Raw genomic sequence first — 16,849 nt, 5'->3', positions numbered from 1 at the left:
TAATTGTTTATTCTAACCTTAAGATTTACGTACACTTTTCGCAACCAAAAGGCTGAAAAAATATTACTCGTCGTCAAAGTCACGGTAGGCATCAGGCGCTAAATCTTCAAAACGAGTGAACTTACCAATAAAGGCTAAACGACAGGTACCAATGGGGCCATTACGTTGCTTACCTATGATAATTTCGGCAATACCTTTATGTGGGGTATCCTCATGGTATACCTCGTCACGGTATACAAAAGAAATAACGTCAGCATCCTGCTCAATCGCCCCTGACTCACGCAAATCCGAGTTTACCGGACGCTTATTAGGGCGCTGCTCCAAGCTTCGGTTAAGCTGGGAAAGTGCAATCACAGGACAATTCATCTCTTTCGCAATGGCTTTCAAGGATCGAGAAATTTCCGAGATTTCGTTAGTACGCCCCTCGCTGTATCCCGGGATTTGCATTAACTGCAAATAGTCGACCATGATAAGGGCGACACCACCGTGCTCTCGAGCAATTTTACGGGTACGAGAGCGCATTTCTGTTGGGCTAATGCCCGCCGTATCATCGATAAATAGCTTACGGTCTTTCAGCATTTTGACCGCAGACATCAGTTTATCCCAATCTTCCTGAATAAGCTGTCCTGAACGCATGCGTGTCTGGTCAATTCGACCCAAAGACGACAACATACGCATCATTAGCTGCTCGGCAGGCATCTCCAAACTGAAAACAATCACGGGCAATTCACTGATCATGGTGGCATTCTCCACCAAGTTCATTGCAAACGTCGTTTTACCCATGGATGGACGACCAGCCACAATGATTAAATCTGACGGCTGAAGACCTGATGTCATACCGTCTAGATCGGTAAAACCGGTACTCAAACCAGTGATGGATCCTTCCTGATGATATAACTCATCAATTTTATCCACAGTCTTACTCAGAATGTCTGCAACCGCTCGTGGGCCACCTTTCTTTTCACCATCGCCGTTTAACTGAAAGATACGACGCTCAGCCTCTTCTAAAATATCTGAGGCAGACATCCCTTCTGGGTGGTAAGCACGATGATTAATATCATTGGCTGTACTAATCAGGCGGCGCAATATGGCACGCTCACGCACAATCTCAGCGTACGAAGCAATGTTTGAGGCACTCGGCGTGGCTTCCACCACCTCAATAAGATAAGCAATACCACCAATTTCTTCTAACTCACCACGCTTATCTAAACGCTCACTGATGGTAACAACATCTGCCGGCTCCGTGTCGTCAGCCAGCCGAGCGATTACAGCAAAGATTGCTCTGTGTTCAGGGCGATAAAAATCATCAGCGACCACCAACTCAGAAATCTTTTCCCAAGCCTCAGGATCTAGCATCAAACCACCGATTACAGAACGCTCTGCTTCGATGGAATATGGGGGCAATTTAATGGAGGATACTTCTGAATCTTCTACTTGCACGTAACACTCTCACGTAGACGGGGATTGAAAAAGGCTTTAAAGCTTATCACTCTGCTTTAAAAACACCAGACTGATTCACTAAAAATCTAGACACAAAAAAAGGCACTCCGCCAAAGCGGAATGCCTCTCTTTGAAGCAATAATTTCGTTAGAAATTACTGAGCTACAACGTCTAGAGTAACTGCAACAGTTACTTCAGAGTGTAGTTGAACGTCAACTTCGTAAGTACCTACGTTACGTAGAGCACCTTCTGGAAGACGTACTTCAGATTTAGCAACTTCAACGCCACCTGCAACGATCGCATCAGCGATGTCACGAGTACCGATAGAGCCGAATAGCTTACCTTCATCACCAGCGTTAGCTGTGATAGTGAACGTTTTGCCTTCTAGGGTTGCTGCACGAGCTTGTGCTGCTGCAACGCGCTCAGCTGCTTGAGCTTCTAGCTCAGCACGACGCTCTTCGAAAGAAGCCAAGTTCGCTTTGTTAGCCATTACAGCTTTTTTGTTTGGAATCAAAAAGTTACGCGCAAAACCTGGTTTAACAGTAACTACGTCACCGATACCGCCTAGTTTGCCTACTTTGTCGAGTAGAATCACATTCATCTCGATCACCTCTAAAATAAATTAACTAGCTTTTAATTGATGTCGGAAGGGGTTGATTGCAAGCGCCCTCGAATGTCTACAAAGCTATCGACCACCGCAAGGAAGATCAGAATATTCGCAAAATACACACTCAGAACTAACAAACCAATCAGATAAAAAAGTACCAATCCGACCATCCCAATTTTTTTCAATGCCAGAATACCATGCACCAAGGCCAAACCAGGGATCACAAGGGCAGGGATAGCAGCTCGAGACAACACCTCAAAACCACCACCTAGGCTTTCACCAATCAGCACCATTGCGCCGAGAATCAATGCCACGACAAGCGGCAATCTAAATTGGTGAAATTCTTTCTTCAAACCGCCAGGGTTGTATAACTTCGCTTGCCAACGACGCGCTAAAAATAGCACCGCCACAGCAATGTAAGCTTGTACAACTGACATAGCGATCACCGCTTGCTGAATGATGACTTCCTTGGAAGGAAGATCGCCATCCACCTCACTGCTTAATATGTGCTGGATCAGTTCTGCAACCATATCCAACAAACTTGCCATGAGTAGCGGCTGAATCAGGGATGATAGAACAGCCAGTATACTGGCTCCTAACATCACCCAAGCCCACGACACTTTCTCTCTTAGCACATAGGCTAAAATGAATGTGTCAATCAGCACCATCAGTGCTGTTGCATCTCCTTGAATCGCCCACAGCACAATGGCTGGTAGTCCGCCCCAAGCGATGACAGGTATTCCGTCTTTTACACCTTTTCGAAGTACCACCAGTCCGAGGACTGCTGCGCCCAGCCAGAACATCATTGGTATGATGCTAGACAATGCAACCACGAGGATGGCATTGCTGCGTTTAATCATTACCCAGTTAGCTAAACCGCCCATTGCAATACTTCTTCTGTCACCTATTAGTTAAAGTGACCGTCAGTGTAAGGAAGCAAAGCAATGTAGCGAGCGCGTTTGATAGCAGTCGCTAGCTGACGCTGGTAACGTGCACGTGTGCCAGTGATACGGCTTGGTACAATTTTACCAGTTTCAGTGATGTAACCTTTTAGAGTGTCTAGATCTTTGTAATCGATCTCTTTAACGCCTTCTGCGCTGAAACGACAGAATTTACGACGACGGAAAAAACGAGCCATAGTGTATCTCCTAATTAATCAATTATTCAGCAGAGTCGTCTGCAGCTTTGTCAGCAGCAGCTTCTGTTGGTTTTTGCTCTTCACGCTGTGGAGCAGAACGACGCTCTTCACGGCTTTCAGCAGCTTTGATTGGAGACACTTCAGTTACCGCTTCTTTACGACGGATAACTAGGTTACGGATGATCGCATCGTTGTAACGGAAAGTGTCATTTAGCTCAGCCATCACACCTTCAGACGCTTCAATGTTCATAAGAACGTAGTGCGCTTTGTGGATTTTGTTGATTGGGTAAGCTAGTTGACGACGGCCCCAGTCTTCAAGACGGTGTACTTGACCGCCATCTTCAGTGATCAAGTTAGTGTAACGCTCGACCATTGCTGGAACTTGTTCGCTTTGATCTGGGTGTACCAGAAACACGATTTCATAATGACGCATGATTGCTCCTTATGGGTTCTTAGTCTCCACGCTTCCCCCGTTAAAAAGCTGTGAGACAAGGAGTAGTGATTTACGGGGACGCGAATTATATACCGACCAAGCAAATTTAAAAAGACTTTATGAGCATAATTTAACCGCCACGACACATGCTGTCTGCACAGACAATCTAAGTGACTTAATCATTGAAATCTCGACATCGAAACGTTAACTCGTTATGTTGAGCATCGGCTGTCTTTCGTAACACAGACACGCCCCTTTAAAATTGATGTTTGAAAGGATTCATGATGCCTGCTTTTGTCTATTTATTACTGCCAATCCTATTTTGGTCTGGAAATTATGTTCTAGGGCGACTAACCGTATCTGGCGGCATTGATCCTTACACCATTTCGTTCTTTCGCTGGAGCTTTGCTTGTTTACTCATTCTGCCGATCGCTTACGGAAGAATCCGCCAAGATTGGCCCCTTGTAAAACAGCATTGGGCAATGCTGGTTTTCTTTGCATGGCTGGGTATCTGTAACTACAACCTATTTCTCTATATAGGCTTAACATCGACCACCGTCACCAACGCCGTACTGCTTAATTCCATCATGCCAGTCATGATCTTAATTACCGCAAGAATATTGCTCGGCAATAAAACCAACTTCTTACAAAATGCGGGGATTTTAATATCCACTCTGGGAGCAATTGTCATCGTCAGTCGCGGTAGCCTCGATACATTTCTCCATCTGACCGTGTCAAAAGGTGACCTGTGGATAGTGACTGCGGCGGTGAGCTGGGCCATTTACTCGGTATTGCTCATTAAACGCCCTCCGATGCATTTACTGAGCTTTTTTGCGGTGACGGCCATCATTGGGACCGCCATACAGTTCCCCATTTATTTATTCTTCTCAAGCACCAACATTGCTACGCTCACAACAGCCCATTGGGGGGCCATTGTTTACATGGCAATTTTTGCCTCCATTGGTGCATTTATTTGCTGGAATACCGGCATCCAAAGACTCGGAGCCGCGACTGCAGGTCACTTCATCCACCTACTACCAGTGTTTAGCATTTTCTTATCCGTATTGTTTTTGAATGAGGCCATTCAAGGCTTTCACGGCATCGGCATCTGTTTGATCTTTTCAGGCATAGCCATCGCTACCATTGTTAATCAACGCCTTCAACGCAAGGCTGTTAACGCTTAAGCTTTCTTTTTACTTAAGCGAGCACTGAGCAAAATACTCACGAAGATCAACATTGTCCCGGAAATGGCCAGCCAATCTGGGACATGCCCCCAGATGGCCCATCCCCAAAACCCGGCAAAGACAATACCAATATAACTCACTGGAGAAACCACACTGGCAGGGGCGTAAGTATAAGCTTTCGTATAAAGGAACATTCCCACATACAAAGTGACCGACACCAACAACACCCACAGCCAGGTATCAGCAGGCAGCGCCAGACTCTCCCCTTGAACCAAGGCTAGTGGCAATGACAAGAGCGCCGAAAAACCAAAGTAGACAATCATGTTTTCCTGACCAGAAACATGACTACTGAGCAACCGCGTGGTCACCATCGAGAACGCCAAACCAACGGCGGATAAAAAGCCAATAATATGCCATGGATTGAAATGATCAGGTGTGGGGTTAATAACCAAGGCCACACCGATAAAACCAATAAACAAAGGCAACCATCGCGCTTTAGGAATCATAACTCGATGCATTGCCAACACCACAAATGGCACACATAAAGGAGCACAAGAACGTAACAAAGACGCTTCCACCAGTGGGATATGATTTAGCGCCCAATAATAGAAAAGGAAACCAGAGAAGCCACCAAGGCTGCGTAAGAAATGCGCTTTCACCACATGCAGCGGACGGCGCTCCCACTTCCCCCACATCTGTGGCAAGAGCACCAGCACACAAAACAAGCTCTGCCAAAACACCAACACCGGAACCGCGATCTGTGTTTGCACTTGCTTCGCGGCCACAGCAGTGATGGACATAATAAATGCATAAGCAACCGTTGCATAAATGCCTTTCTTAACTAAGTAGACATCACTCAATTTAGCGTCCTTAACTGGATTTAAGCTGGATGAAGGGAGAGCATCTATGATGAACGGATTAAGGCGCTGATGAAATACTTAAATAGTCGCAAAATGGTGATTCTGGAGCAGAGTCGTACAATTTTTTCGCATCAGCTTGTGCAACAATTTGACCATTCTCGATGAGCAATATTTGCCCACCTAACAACACAGCATCCGCAGGGCTGTGTGTCACCATCACAGTGGTCCACTGATACGTTTGCGTTAATCGACCAATTAACGCCAACATATCCGAGCGCAACTTGGGATCCAGCGCACTAAAGGGCTCATCCAGCAGCAAAATAGGCTTATCTCTCACCAACACACGAGCAATGGCCACTCGCTGCGCCTGCCCCCCTGACAACTGATCTGGGTATTTGGCATGACAGTCAGAGAGCTGGACTTGCTCTAGAGCCCAGGTGACTTTCTCTTTCTGCGCGCTGGATAGTGAGCGAGAAGCACACATACCAATCGCGACATTATCCCAGACAGAAAGTTGCGGAAATAAGTTATCACTCTGAAAAAGAGTGGTAATAGGACGCTCAAACGGGGGTTCCAGTGACAGATCTTGACCAGCAAAGTCAATACTTCCTTGTCCCACAACGTAACCACCTAAAAGAGACAACAGAGTGCTTTTTCCACAACCACTCGCCCCCAAAATAGAGGTCACACCAACGGCCAGCTGCCCCTGATAATGCGCCTCAAAGCTTTGCCACTGATATTGCACATCAAACGACAGCACGACGACCTCCTAGCAGACGTGTAATTCCATAAAAAAGCACCAAACACAAACCGATCAACACGACCGCCACACACGCCCCTTGCTCAACTCGATATGAACCGATCAGTTGATAAAGATACATAGGCAGGGTTTCCAACCCTTTCGAGCCAAACAACGCAACTACGCCCAGATCACCTAAGCTCAGTAACACCGCATAAGCCAAGCCTTGAGCCAAAGCTGAACGAATCGCCTGCCATTCAAGACGCAATCGAGACCAGCCAACGATATTCATTTGCCAGTACAACTGACGAAAGCGCTTCTCTTGCTGGTACATCACCGGCATGATCGACCTCAACACAAAAGGGAGAGCCATCACCGCATTGACCCAGACAACAATCCAATAAGCATGTTTAATACTCACCCCTAAATGGCGAAACAGCAAAAACAACCCCGTTGCTAACACAAGGCTTGGCACCATCAAAACAAGATTACCTGACTGCTCCAGTCGAACAGCCCAACGATTTCGACGTGGGTGCCAGCGCCACGCTCGTGCAATGGCCGCAATACTCAAGCCCATTAACAGCGCCAGCACGCCAGAAGGTAAAGCAATGCGTACTGAGTGCCAAAGCCCCCACCATAACTGAGAGTCCAATAAACTCAGCCAAAATAACTCACTAAAAATGGGTGACAGAATAGCAACAAACGGCGGCAGCACCCAAAGCAACACCAGCGTGAGGACACCATAATCTAGGCAACTTGCCCATTTACTGGAACGCAAAGGCAAACGTACCCCTTGGTACAAACTCACATCTTGACGAACTGGCGGTGCGAATCGGTACACCGCCACAGCCACCACAGAACAAATCACCACCTGAAGCAAAGACAGATAGCTGGCTTTGTTCAAATCAAACTCAAAACGCAGCGCCTGATAAATGGCCACCTCTAAGGTGCTTGAGCGAGGCCCTCCGCCAAGACTCAACACTACAGCAAAGCCTGAAAAGCACAGCATAAAAATTAGCAAAAACAACCCAGGAAGGTTTTTCTTCAGGTAATGCCATTCCACTAACTGAAACACTCGCCAGCGCGAAAACCCCAACTGACTGGCGAGACGCCATTGAGCATCAGGAATCAGGTCATAAGCCTGTAAAATAACTCGAACCGCCAACGGCATATTAAAGAAAACATGCGCGATTAAAATGCCACCCAATCCATACAAAGGAAAAGGCTGACCAAACAAAGCGGTAAACCAGCCATTACGGCCATAAACAACCACAATACCGAGAATGGCCACAATCGTCGGCACAACCATGGAGATCGCAAACAGAGAAAGCAGAGTTTGTCGCCCCCAAAAGCGTCGATGAAATAAGCAAGACGCCATCGGGATGGCCAACAATATGCTCAGTAAGGCACTGAGACTGGCCTGCATAAACGAAAAGCGCACCACACGCCATGTATAAGGGTCAGAAAAGAAACCTCCCCAAGAACTTGGCGAAGCGTAACTGAGCAGCGCCATCAGCGCTGCCAGAGCAATCACAGAATATAATGAAACGCCCAGCCAGGCTGGGCGTAAATGCACATTAGAAAACAATGTTTAACGAGTCGTCGCTTCCAACCACTCAATCACCCAAGCCTGACGATTTTGCGCCACTTGCTCAGCGTCTAACGTTAGAACTTTGGTTGGCTGCGGTTGTGATGTAAACGCTTCTGGCAGAGGGTCAACATTCTCCATCACTGGATACATCCAGTTACCAGTCGCCACCACATTTTGGAAGCCTGGCTCAAGGATAAACTGCATAAACTGCTCAGCTAGCTCCTTGTTTGGAGCGCTTTCTAACATCGCCGCCACTTCGATCTGAGGATAAAAGCCTTCGCTTGCTTCGGCCGCTTTGTACTTATGCTCCCCTTCAGCAACAATGTGGTAAGCAGGAGAAGTGGTATAACTTAGCACCACATCTGCTTCACCTTTTAAGAATAAGCTATAACCGTCGTACCAGCCCTTAGTAACCGTCACGGTGTGATCTGCAAGTTTCGCCCAAGCATCCGCCGCTTGATCACCGTAGACCGACTTCATCCAAAGCAGCAAACCTAATCCCGGTGTTGACGTACGTGGGTCTTGGTAAATCACTGTTAGGTCTTGGTTTTCAACCACGTCTTTAAGGGACGCTGGTGGGGTTACCAGTTTTTCACTGTCATAAATAAAAGCAAAATAGCCTTGATCGAATGGCACAAAGTACGAATCATCCCAGCCGCCAGGCGTGGTCACTGCCGAAGTGTCAACGCTGTGCTTAGCCAATAAACCTGACTTTTTCGCCGCCTCCATAACATTGAGATCAAGCCCTAGTAAAACATCGGCTTCAGACGCGCCACCTTCAAGCTGCACACGGGACAAAATACCGACCGATGAGTCCAACGTGACAAAGTTCAGCTCACAGCCACACTCTGCTTCAAAGTTGGCTTTGATCTTCGGGCCTGGCCCCCACTCAGAGGCAAAAGAATCGTAGGTGTAAACATTCAACGTTTGTGCTGATATCAAGCTACAAGACAACAAAGCTGTCGCAGAAAGCGCAAAAGATTTAAAAGACATAGTCGCTCCATAAATGAGCGGCGTATAACTGGATTGGCAAGATGTGAAGGGCTTGCTATCTCAATTCCTACGCCAGCATGATCTGGTTCAGGTTCAATGGGTTAGCCATCAATGGCTTCTCAGCGGCAAACGCCACACCCCATGAGATACAGGTGTTTTAAAACGGGTCTATTCTAGCAGACCCATAAAAGAAATCTAAAGACTGACATTCATAATTGGCTACATTCACTAGCACTCTTAAACGGAGCTCAAGCTCAACAACACTCGCTCTAGAGCCCCTTGATTGGCTTCTGCGTTCGCCAAAGCATTAGCGCCCATTGTTTTTCGGTCAGCCTTATTTTGCAGTCGAAGCAGTTCAGTCACGAGTTCAGAAACACTGTGAACGCGAGTTGCACCTTGATCATGAATCAAAGACTCAGTGATATCAGCAAAATTAAACGTATGTGCACCGACAATCACAGGTTTGGATAAGATCGCGGGTTCAATGGGGTTGTGCCCTCCGCGCTCGATCATACTGCCGGCAACAAAGGCAACATCAGACACGGCAAAGTAACGCATCATTTCACCCATGCTATCACCGAGCAACACCTCAGCCTGCGACCAAGTATCTAGTACATCTTCTGAGCGTCGAACGGTGTGAAAACCTTGCTGTTGGCAGAGTTCATAGACAGCATCAAAGCGCTCAGGATGGCGAGGAACAAGGATCAATTTTGCTTGCGGAACTTGTTTTCTAAGAGCTTGGTGCGCCTCCAAGAGTTGCGCATCTTCTCCTTCATGAGTACTGGCGGCAATCCAAACAAATTCATCATTGGGTGCGAACGCTTCACGCCAAATAGGCGCTTCAGTGTCATCTGGTGCAGTAATATCAAATTTAATATTACCCACAACTGAAACGTCTTTTGCGCCCAAAGATTGAAAGCGTTTTGCATCGGCTTCAGCATGAGCCAAGAAACGATCCGGCAGAGCCATCAGAGGTTTTGAAAAACAGCCAAACTTTTCGTATCGCTTGGCTGAGCGCTCACTCAAACGGGCATTAATAATCTGTATGATCATGCCCTTTGCTTTCGCCGTTTGAAGCAAATTGGGCCAAAGCTCGGTTTCAATAATAGCGAGTTTAGGGCAGTGGAGGTCAGCTAAAGCACGCTGCACACAAACCTTATGATCTAAAGGCAAATAACGGTGCTGAACACGGCCTGCGAACCACTTTTGCACTTGTTCTTCACCAGTTGGGGTCACTGTGGTGATCAGCAGTTGCTTGCCAGGGTTCACTTCAAGCCATCGAGCAATCAATGGTTTGGCGGCTAACACCTCGCCAACGGACGCGCAGTGTAACCAAAGATCGGCTTGCACAGTCCCCCAATGACCGAGCGTTTCTTGCACTCGATAATTAGCGTAGCGTTTATGAAAGCGCCAAATACGTCGCGCAATAAATGGCGACGCTAAGGCCAGCAGCACACGATAGAGCCACATAAATCTGAGTTACTCTTCGTTAAATTGTTTTTGGTGAAGTTGAGCGTAGGCGCCATTTTGCGCCAATAACTCATGATGGGAACCGACTTCAATGATTGAACCATGATCCACCACCGCAATGATGTCTGCATTTTCAATGGTCGAAAGTCGGTGGGCAATGGCAATGGTAGTGCGGTTTTTCATCAGACTATCTAGTGCCTGTTGAATTGCCCGTTCCGACTCAGTATCCAAGGCAGATGTCGCTTCATCCAAAATCAAAATAGGCGCGTTTTTCAAAATTGCACGAGCGATGGCAATACGTTGACGTTGGCCACCAGAGAGCAACACACCATTCTCACCGACCATGGTATCTAGGCCTTGGTCTAAGCCTTGAATAAACTCCCAAGCATTCGCTGCTTTCGCCGCTGCAATGACTTCTTCTTCGGAGGCACCACGCAAATAACCATAGGCAATGTTCTCGCGAATAGAGCCATTGAACAGCACCACATTCTGATTCACCAACGCGATCTGACTACGCAAGCTCTTTAGGCTGTACTCACGACTGTCTAAGCCATCAATATACAACCCTCCATCAGCAACGTCGTATAGACGTGGCACGAGATTTGCCAAAGTAGATTTACCACCACCAGAGCGACCAACCAGCGCCAAGGTTTTACCTGCTGGCAAAGTCAAATTGATATTGTCTAATGTCAGACGGTCACTACTCGGGTATTGAAAGCTTAAGTTACGCCACTCAATATCACCTTTGGCTTTCCCTAATTGCTTAGCGCCCTTGTCCTCTTCTTCTTCCATATCAATGAAGTCAAAGATGCTCTGTGCTGCGGCAATCCCCTTTTGCAGAGTACTGTTCACATCTGTCAGTTGGCGAGCAGGCTTACTTAGCATGCCCGCCGCAGTGATAAAGGAAACAAAATCACCCGCTGACATGTGCTGACTAAGATTTGGATCTAAGGCTAACCAGATAAGAATTGCCAAAGAAATCGCTACTAAAAACTGTACAACAGGGATATTCAGCGCTTTGGTTAATTCCATCTTTAACTGGGAGCGTTTGTTATCCCCCGCAGCTTGGCGAAAGCGATCTCGCTCGTATTCGAAGCCACCAAAAATCTTAACGACTTCATGGCCTTTGATCGATTCAGAGGCGACATCGGACACCCCACCCATCGCGTTTTGAATACGCTTACTTAGTTTTCGAAAACGCTTGGAGGCATAAGACACCACATAACCGATGATAGGAATAATCAACAAGAAAAGAATCGACAGTTTCCAGTTTACATACAGCATGTAACCCAGTAGGCCCACAACCGTTAAACCTTCACGCAGCAAAGTTTTCACAGCAGAAGTTACCGCACCAATCACCTGTTCGGTGTCATAGGTCAATTTAGACAACAAACGACCTGATGGCATTTCACTGTAATAACTAGTCGGCAATAAACCTAATTTATCGAACATAGTGGTGCGCAGGTCATAAACTACTTTGTTGGCGATTATCGCCATAAAGTAGCTACCAAAAAACGTACCGATACCACGCAAGAAAATAATCGCCAAAATGGTGGCAGGAATCAGTAAACGGTTCTCTTCAATGGAACCACTTGAGACCACATCAACAATGTATTTTAGCTGCGCCGCTAGTGCGGGCTCCATTGCACCATAGAGCATGTACCCCATGACACTGACTAAAAACACTAACCACTGAGACCTAATGTAGCCCAGTAGGCGCAAGTAGATCTTAACCCCTGACTTTTTTGCCGGAGCTTGTTGATCTGAAGCCGTCATTAGCTATTCGCCTTTTCAATAATTTTGGTCGTAGAGTATCCGTCTACAAATGTCAGCACTTTTACTTCACCGCCATTATCCAGGACATGATCCGCACCAACGATTGACTCTATGGTGTAGTCACCACCTTTAACTAAGACGTCTGGGGTCAACTGCTGAATAACCTCTAATGGTGTGTCTTCATCGAACCAAGTCACCCAATCAATCGCACCAATGCCTTCTAATACCGCCATGCGATGAGTTAGATCGTTAATAGGACGCGATTCACCTTTTAAACGCTTAACCGAAGCGTCGGTATTCACTGCCACCACTAAACGGTCGCCCAGTGCTTTAGCTTGTTTAATGTAAGTCACATGGCCTGGGTGAAGGATGTCAAAGCAGCCGTTGGTGAAGACAATCTTTTCGCCGTTCAGTTGCGCCAGTTTAATTTGCTCTTTCAGCTCTTCAGGAGACAACACACCGAAATTAGTCGAGTGCGAACGAGCAAACATAATGGCTTCTAGCGTTTCAGCGGCAATTGACGCCGTACCTAGTTTGCCTACCACATAACCAGCCGCTTGGTTGGCGTAATCCACCGCGTCTGCAAAACGCTTGCTCGTTGTAAAGACCGCCGTCAAAACAGCTACTACAGTGTCGCCAGCGCCCGTCACATCAAACACTTCTTTGGCAGCTGTTGCGAGAGAGAAAGAAGGTTTGCCATCTTCTAATAGCACCAATCCATCTTCGCCACGTGTCACCAACAACGCTTTCCAGCCAAAGCGCTGACGTAACTCTAAGCCCTTTTTCTCGATCTCCTTCAGGTCCGCACATTTACCAACAATGGCTTCAAATTCGACCAAGTTAGGTTTAACTAAAGTTGCGCCTTGATAAATGGAGAAATCGTCTCCTTTCGGATCAATAAAACTTGGCACGTTGGCAGCATTCGATAACTGGATCAGTGTTTGCACGTCCGCCAAACACCCTTTGGCATAGTCTGAGAAAATGACTGCGCTAGAATCAGGTAACAGACTTGCCACTTTATCAGCAACAGCTTGGTTCTGACTAAGTGAGTCTTCACGCTCTTCAAAATCAAGACGAATAAGCTGCTGATGACGACTAATCACACGCAATTTGGTAATAGTAGGAAGGTTATCAGCCGTTACAAAATGACACTCTACGCCTTGCTCAGTTAGAGTGTTTTCCAATGCCGTTGCGTTCTCATCATTCCCTACGACACCCACTAAGGATACTCGTACGCCAAGCTTCGCAAGCCCCAATGCTACGTTCGCAGCGCCACCTGGGCGATCTTCAACATTGGAGACTTTGACAACCTGAACCGGAGCTTCTGGCGAAATTCGGGAAGTGCCGCCATGCCAGTAGCGATCTAGCATTACGTCACCAACAACAAGGATATGTTTGTTCTTAAAGTTTAAATGTGAGGATATCATGGCGCTTTTCATCGATTTTTGAAGTCGAACATTTTATCATAAGCAACTTTCAATTTGGACTCATGTGAAATTGATCAACATGGAAATACCTCAAACCTTGCACAAACGCATAGAGAGTTGTGCAGATCATGTTTTCCAAGGACTGATCCCAAACTGGGTCAACCACGGTTTTACAGAAACTGGTTATAGCCTTGAAAGCCTAACTCTCGACTGGCAACCCAACCCTGTGGGACGCGTGCGTCTACTGACTCAATGTCGCCAACTATATTCTCTAAGCCATGCAACAAAGCTTGGGGTGATATCCGGTTATGACGCACAAATTTCAAAATTATTTAATGCCATTATCGAGCTGTATTTTGTCGATGATCGTTGGATTTTCTCACGCAACGACGACATGAACATTCTTGATACGCAAAGTGATGCCTACGCACTTGCTTTCGTGATGCTGTCGTTCAGTCATTACTTTATGTTAACCCAAGATGAACGAGCATTAACCTTTATTGAGCGAACCGATCAGTTTTTAGATCAAAAGATGCGCCACCCAAATGGCGGCTTTTATGAGGCTTTTCCGTTAAATGAGCAAACAGTGCGTCGTCAAAACCCGCATATGCACTTATTAGAAGGATTTGTTGCGGCGTTTGAAGCAACCCAAGCGGAAAAGTATGCGGCACGAATTATTGAAATCTGTTCGCTAGCAGAAAAATATTTTGTTGACCCGAAAACTTATACATTACGGGAGTTCTTTAATGCAGACTTATCCCTTGATGCAAAAACAGGTCATCTCGTAGAACCTGGCCATCATTTTGAGTGGGTGTGGTTATTACATCAGACTTATCGCATCACTGGCCGTAAACAGGATCTAGAGCTTGCCAAGCAGCTATGGCAAGTCGCTACAAAATACGGTATGAGCGCGAACGGCGGCATTGCCAACAGCATCGATGGTAACACTTTTCAAGTCGTTGATGCTGATAAGCGTATTTGGCCAATCACCGAATATTTAAAAGCTTGCTGTGTTGTAAAACTGGATGAGCAGGAGCGATGCGACCGTTTAGAAGACGCATTAGAATTTTTACTAACTTATTACTTTATTGACCGTGGCCGCTGGATTGAATACCTAGACGCAAACAATCAAAGTAAAGGTTTCCCCTTACCAGGCACCACGGGATATCACATCTTCCTAGGTTTAGCAGAAGTGCTAAAATGGCGAGATTCTTAAAGATTACAGGACTTAGACTATGTACATTGTAACTGGCGGCGCCGGCTTTATCGGCAGCAACATCATCAAGGCACTGAACGATCGCGGCATCCGTGACATTCTCCTAGTCGACGACCTAACAGATGGCAAGAAATGTCTAAACCTATCTGACCTAGACATTGCCGACTACATGGATATGTACGACTTCCTTGAGGCGATTAAAACCGACTCACTGAACATTCAAGCTAAAGCAGTGTTCCATGAAGGGGCATGCTCTGCGACTACTGAGTGGAACGGTAAATACGTCATGGACGTTAACTACCAGTACTCAAAAGCGGTATTGAAATGGTGTCTCGACCATAAAGTGGCTTTCTCATACGCATCTTCAGCTTCAGTTTATGGTCCTGGCCCCGTTTTCCAAGAGTCTCGTGAAAACGAAAACCCGCTAAATATGTATGCGTTTTCGAAGTTCCAATTCGATCAATATGTGCGTGAGATTTTACCAACCGCATCTTCTCAGATCGTTGGCTTTCGCTACTTTAACGTATACGGCCCACGCGAAAATCACAAAGGCAGTATGGCCAGTGTGGCATTCCACCTACGCAATCAAGTATTAGCCGGTGAAAACCCGAAATTGTTCGGTGCTTATGACGGCTATGAAGCAGGTGGACAGAGCCGTGATTTCATTTATGTGGAAGACCTAGTAAACACCAAACTTTGGTTCTTAGATAACCCTGAAAAAGCAGGTATCTTCAACTTGGGTACAGGCAATGCTGAGCCGTTCAAGACTATCGCTGAAACGGTTATCGAGCATTACGGTAAAGGGGAAATTGAGTTCATTCCATTCCCAGAACATCTGAAAGGTGCTTACCAGAGCTTTACTCAGGCAGACATCACTAAACTCCGTGAAGCTGGCTACGAAGGTTCTTTCCGTGGCCTTGCTCAAGGCGTGAAAGATTATATGGTGTGGCTAGATAACCGTGGCTAAATATTTGATTGTTGGGCCTTCTTGGGTCGGCGATATGGTGATGGCACAAGGACTGTTTACATCCATTAAACAGCAAGACCCTGATGCCATTATTGATGTCATTGGCCCAGCTTGGTCTAGCCCGATTCTAGAAAGAATGTCCGAAGTTCGTCATGCTATCACTCTCAAAACAGGGCATGGCGAATGGGGAATCAGTACCCGTAGAAAGCTAGGCATTGCATTGCGCGAAGAAAAATATGACGAAGCAATCGTGCTGCCACGATCCTGGAAATCAGCGCTTGTGCCTTTCTTTGCGAAGATACCTAAGCGGGTCGGCTTTCACGGTGAACAGCGCTATATCCTACTTACCGAACGCCGAAAGCTTGATAAGAAAGTTCTAAATCAAACCGTTAAGCGCTTTGTATCATTGGGACTCGCGGCACAAGAAGCCTACCCACCAAAAGTGCTCCCCCAACCTAAGTTGAGCACAGATATTGGTAATCAAAAAAGCTTATATCAACAGCACAACTTAGATGCTGAGCGCCCAGCTGTGGCCATGATGGCGGGGGCAGAATATGGCCCCGCCAAACAATGGCCCCTCAAACACTTTAGAACCTTGGCAGAAGAGCTAATACAAAAAGGTTACCAAGTTTGGATCCTTGGTGGACCAAAAGATATCGAGGACGGAGATGTGATCACTCAAGATCTTGGCCCTCACGCGCATAACCTTTGTGGAAAAACACAGCTGGTGGATGCAATTGATCTATTAGCGGCCGCAGAAGTTGCCATCAGCAATGACTCGGGATTAATGCATGTGGCCGCAGCCGTTGGCACTAAAGTACATGGTATCTATGGCTCGACCAGTGAAGCGTTTACACCACCACTGACCGACAATAAAGTGATCCATAATTTACATCTCGATTGCTCCCCTTGCTTTAAACGCCAATGCCCACTTGGGCATACTGATTGTTTAAATAACCTGGAACCGAGCCAGATCATCCAGACCATTTCGCCTTCACACTAGGATTT

At 46.5% G+C, this 16,849-nt stretch carries 16 protein-coding genes and 1 riboswitch; of the genes, 4 read left to right on the top strand and 12 right to left on the bottom strand.

Going from position 1 to position 16,849, the window contains the following annotated elements:
* Window positions 1-63 precede the first annotated feature (63 nt).
* The 5 genes from dnaB to rpsF all read right to left on the bottom strand — a co-directional run bounded on the left by dnaB (window position 64) and on the right by rpsF (window position 3,618).
* Complete coding sequence (gene dnaB / locus C8D85_RS10850) at window positions 64-1,440, bottom strand: replicative DNA helicase (protein WP_133562554.1); 1,377 nt, start codon at window positions 1,438-1,440, stop codon at window positions 64-66.
* 154 nt (window positions 1,441-1,594) lie between these two features.
* Window positions 1,595-2,041, bottom strand: coding sequence for a 50S ribosomal protein L9 (gene rplI, locus C8D85_RS10845; RefSeq protein ID WP_133562552.1), 447 nt, complete (start codon window positions 2,039-2,041; stop codon window positions 1,595-1,597).
* 32 nt (window positions 2,042-2,073) lie between these two features.
* Entirely contained in the window at window positions 2,074-2,931 is an 858-nt protein-coding gene (locus C8D85_RS10840; protein WP_133562550.1) for a hypothetical protein, read from the bottom strand.
* A 23-nt stretch (window positions 2,932-2,954) separates the two neighbouring features.
* The gene (gene rpsR, locus C8D85_RS10835; RefSeq protein WP_055461955.1) at window positions 2,955-3,185 is read right to left on the bottom strand and encodes a 30S ribosomal protein S18; all 231 of its coding nucleotides are present in this window, start codon (window positions 3,183-3,185) and stop codon (window positions 2,955-2,957) included.
* 22 nt (window positions 3,186-3,207) lie between these two features.
* On the bottom strand, window positions 3,208-3,618 hold the full coding sequence (rpsF, locus tag C8D85_RS10830; RefSeq protein ID WP_133562548.1) for a 30S ribosomal protein S6: 411 nt from the start codon (window positions 3,616-3,618) through the stop codon (window positions 3,208-3,210).
* 281 nt (window positions 3,619-3,899) lie between these two features.
* Here rpsF and C8D85_RS10825 point away from each other — a divergent pair, with 281 nt between their 5' ends.
* On the top strand, window positions 3,900-4,802 hold the full coding sequence (locus tag C8D85_RS10825) for a DMT family transporter (RefSeq protein WP_244936996.1): 903 nt from the start codon (window positions 3,900-3,902) through the stop codon (window positions 4,800-4,802).
* Here C8D85_RS10825 and C8D85_RS10820 read toward each other — a convergent pair.
* The 7 genes from C8D85_RS10820 to hldE all read right to left on the bottom strand — a co-directional run bounded on the left by C8D85_RS10820 (window position 4,799) and on the right by hldE (window position 13,658).
* Complete coding sequence (locus C8D85_RS10820) at window positions 4,799-5,662, bottom strand: DMT family transporter (RefSeq protein WP_133562546.1); 864 nt, start codon at window positions 5,660-5,662, stop codon at window positions 4,799-4,801. The two genes, C8D85_RS10825 and C8D85_RS10820, sit on opposite strands and share 4 nt — an antisense overlap.
* 58 nt (window positions 5,663-5,720) lie before the next feature.
* A complete protein-coding gene (locus C8D85_RS10815; protein ID WP_133562544.1) occupies window positions 5,721-6,422 on the bottom strand; it encodes a thiamine ABC transporter ATP-binding protein in 702 nt (233 codons plus the stop codon).
* Window positions 6,409-7,977, bottom strand: a complete 1,569-nt coding sequence (gene thiP, locus C8D85_RS10810; protein ID WP_244936995.1) for a thiamine/thiamine pyrophosphate ABC transporter permease — start codon at window positions 7,975-7,977, stop codon at window positions 6,409-6,411. The genes C8D85_RS10815 and thiP overlap by 14 nt, the downstream gene beginning before the upstream one ends.
* Before the next feature lie 15 nt (window positions 7,978-7,992).
* On the bottom strand, window positions 7,993-8,985 hold the full coding sequence (gene thiB / locus C8D85_RS10805) for a thiamine ABC transporter substrate binding subunit (RefSeq protein ID WP_133562543.1): 993 nt from the start codon (window positions 8,983-8,985) through the stop codon (window positions 7,993-7,995).
* 46 nt (window positions 8,986-9,031) lie between these two features.
* Window positions 9,032-9,137: riboswitch (TPP riboswitch) on the bottom strand.
* A gap of 85 nt (window positions 9,138-9,222) precedes the next feature.
* A complete protein-coding gene (locus C8D85_RS10800) occupies window positions 9,223-10,455 on the bottom strand; it encodes a 3-deoxy-D-manno-octulosonic acid transferase (protein ID WP_133562541.1) in 1,233 nt (410 codons plus the stop codon).
* Window positions 10,456-10,464: 9 nt separating this feature from the next.
* Window positions 10,465-12,231, bottom strand: coding sequence for a lipid A export permease/ATP-binding protein MsbA (msbA, locus tag C8D85_RS10795; RefSeq protein ID WP_133562539.1), 1,767 nt, complete (start codon window positions 12,229-12,231; stop codon window positions 10,465-10,467).
* A complete protein-coding gene (gene hldE, locus C8D85_RS10790; protein ID WP_133562537.1) occupies window positions 12,231-13,658 on the bottom strand; it encodes a bifunctional D-glycero-beta-D-manno-heptose-7-phosphate kinase/D-glycero-beta-D-manno-heptose 1-phosphate adenylyltransferase HldE in 1,428 nt (475 codons plus the stop codon). Before hldE ends, msbA begins: the two co-directional genes overlap by 1 nt.
* A 64-nt stretch (window positions 13,659-13,722) precedes the next feature.
* On the opposite strand from hldE, the gene C8D85_RS10785 reads away from it, so the two are divergent.
* Genes C8D85_RS10785 through waaF form a run of 3 tightly spaced genes read left to right on the top strand, consistent with a single transcriptional unit; the run spans window position 13,723 to window position 16,844 of the window.
* Complete coding sequence (locus tag C8D85_RS10785; protein WP_244936994.1) at window positions 13,723-14,874, top strand: AGE family epimerase/isomerase; 1,152 nt, start codon at window positions 13,723-13,725, stop codon at window positions 14,872-14,874.
* A 19-nt stretch (window positions 14,875-14,893) separates the two neighbouring features.
* A complete protein-coding gene (gene rfaD / locus C8D85_RS10780) occupies window positions 14,894-15,841 on the top strand; it encodes an ADP-glyceromanno-heptose 6-epimerase (RefSeq protein WP_133562535.1) in 948 nt (315 codons plus the stop codon).
* Window positions 15,834-16,844, top strand: coding sequence for a lipopolysaccharide heptosyltransferase II (waaF, locus tag C8D85_RS10775; protein ID WP_133562533.1), 1,011 nt, complete (start codon window positions 15,834-15,836; stop codon window positions 16,842-16,844). Before rfaD ends, waaF begins: the two co-directional genes overlap by 8 nt.
* Window positions 16,845-16,849 lie beyond the last annotated feature (5 nt).

This window comes from Marinomonas communis, assembly GCF_004363305.1.
Taxonomy (GTDB): domain Bacteria; phylum Pseudomonadota; class Gammaproteobacteria; order Pseudomonadales; family Marinomonadaceae; genus Marinomonas; species Marinomonas communis.
The sequence above is the reverse complement of the archived record's forward strand: the minus strand, read 5'-3'. Positions and strand labels throughout refer to the sequence as shown.

What these genes read in the sequence shown, in the direction of transcription:
- msbA (WP_133562539.1), bottom strand. Translation starts at nt 12,231, where the DNA reads ATGACGGCTTCAGATCAACAAGCTCCGGCAAAAAAGTCAGGGGTTAAG.
- rplI (WP_133562552.1), bottom strand. Translation starts at nt 2,041, where the DNA reads ATGAATGTGATTCTACTCGACAAAGTAGGCAAACTAGGCGGTATCGGT.
- rpsR (WP_055461955.1), bottom strand. Translation starts at nt 3,185, where the DNA reads ATGGCTCGTTTTTTCCGTCGTCGTAAATTCTGTCGTTTCAGCGCAGAA.
- rpsF (WP_133562548.1), bottom strand. Translation starts at nt 3,618, where the DNA reads ATGCGTCATTATGAAATCGTGTTTCTGGTACACCCAGATCAAAGCGAA.
- C8D85_RS10840 (WP_133562550.1), bottom strand. Translation starts at nt 2,931, where the DNA reads ATGGGCGGTTTAGCTAACTGGGTAATGATTAAACGCAGCAATGCCATC.
- C8D85_RS10800 (WP_133562541.1), bottom strand. Translation starts at nt 10,455, where the DNA reads ATGTGGCTCTATCGTGTGCTGCTGGCCTTAGCGTCGCCATTTATTGCG.
- C8D85_RS10825 (WP_244936996.1), top strand. Translation starts at nt 3,900, where the DNA reads ATGATGCCTGCTTTTGTCTATTTATTACTGCCAATCCTATTTTGGTCT.
- thiB (WP_133562543.1), bottom strand. Translation starts at nt 8,985, where the DNA reads ATGTCTTTTAAATCTTTTGCGCTTTCTGCGACAGCTTTGTTGTCTTGT.
- rfaD (WP_133562535.1), top strand. Translation starts at nt 14,894, where the DNA reads ATGTACATTGTAACTGGCGGCGCCGGCTTTATCGGCAGCAACATCATC.
- hldE (WP_133562537.1), bottom strand. Translation starts at nt 13,658, where the DNA reads ATGATATCCTCACATTTAAACTTTAAGAACAAACATATCCTTGTTGTT.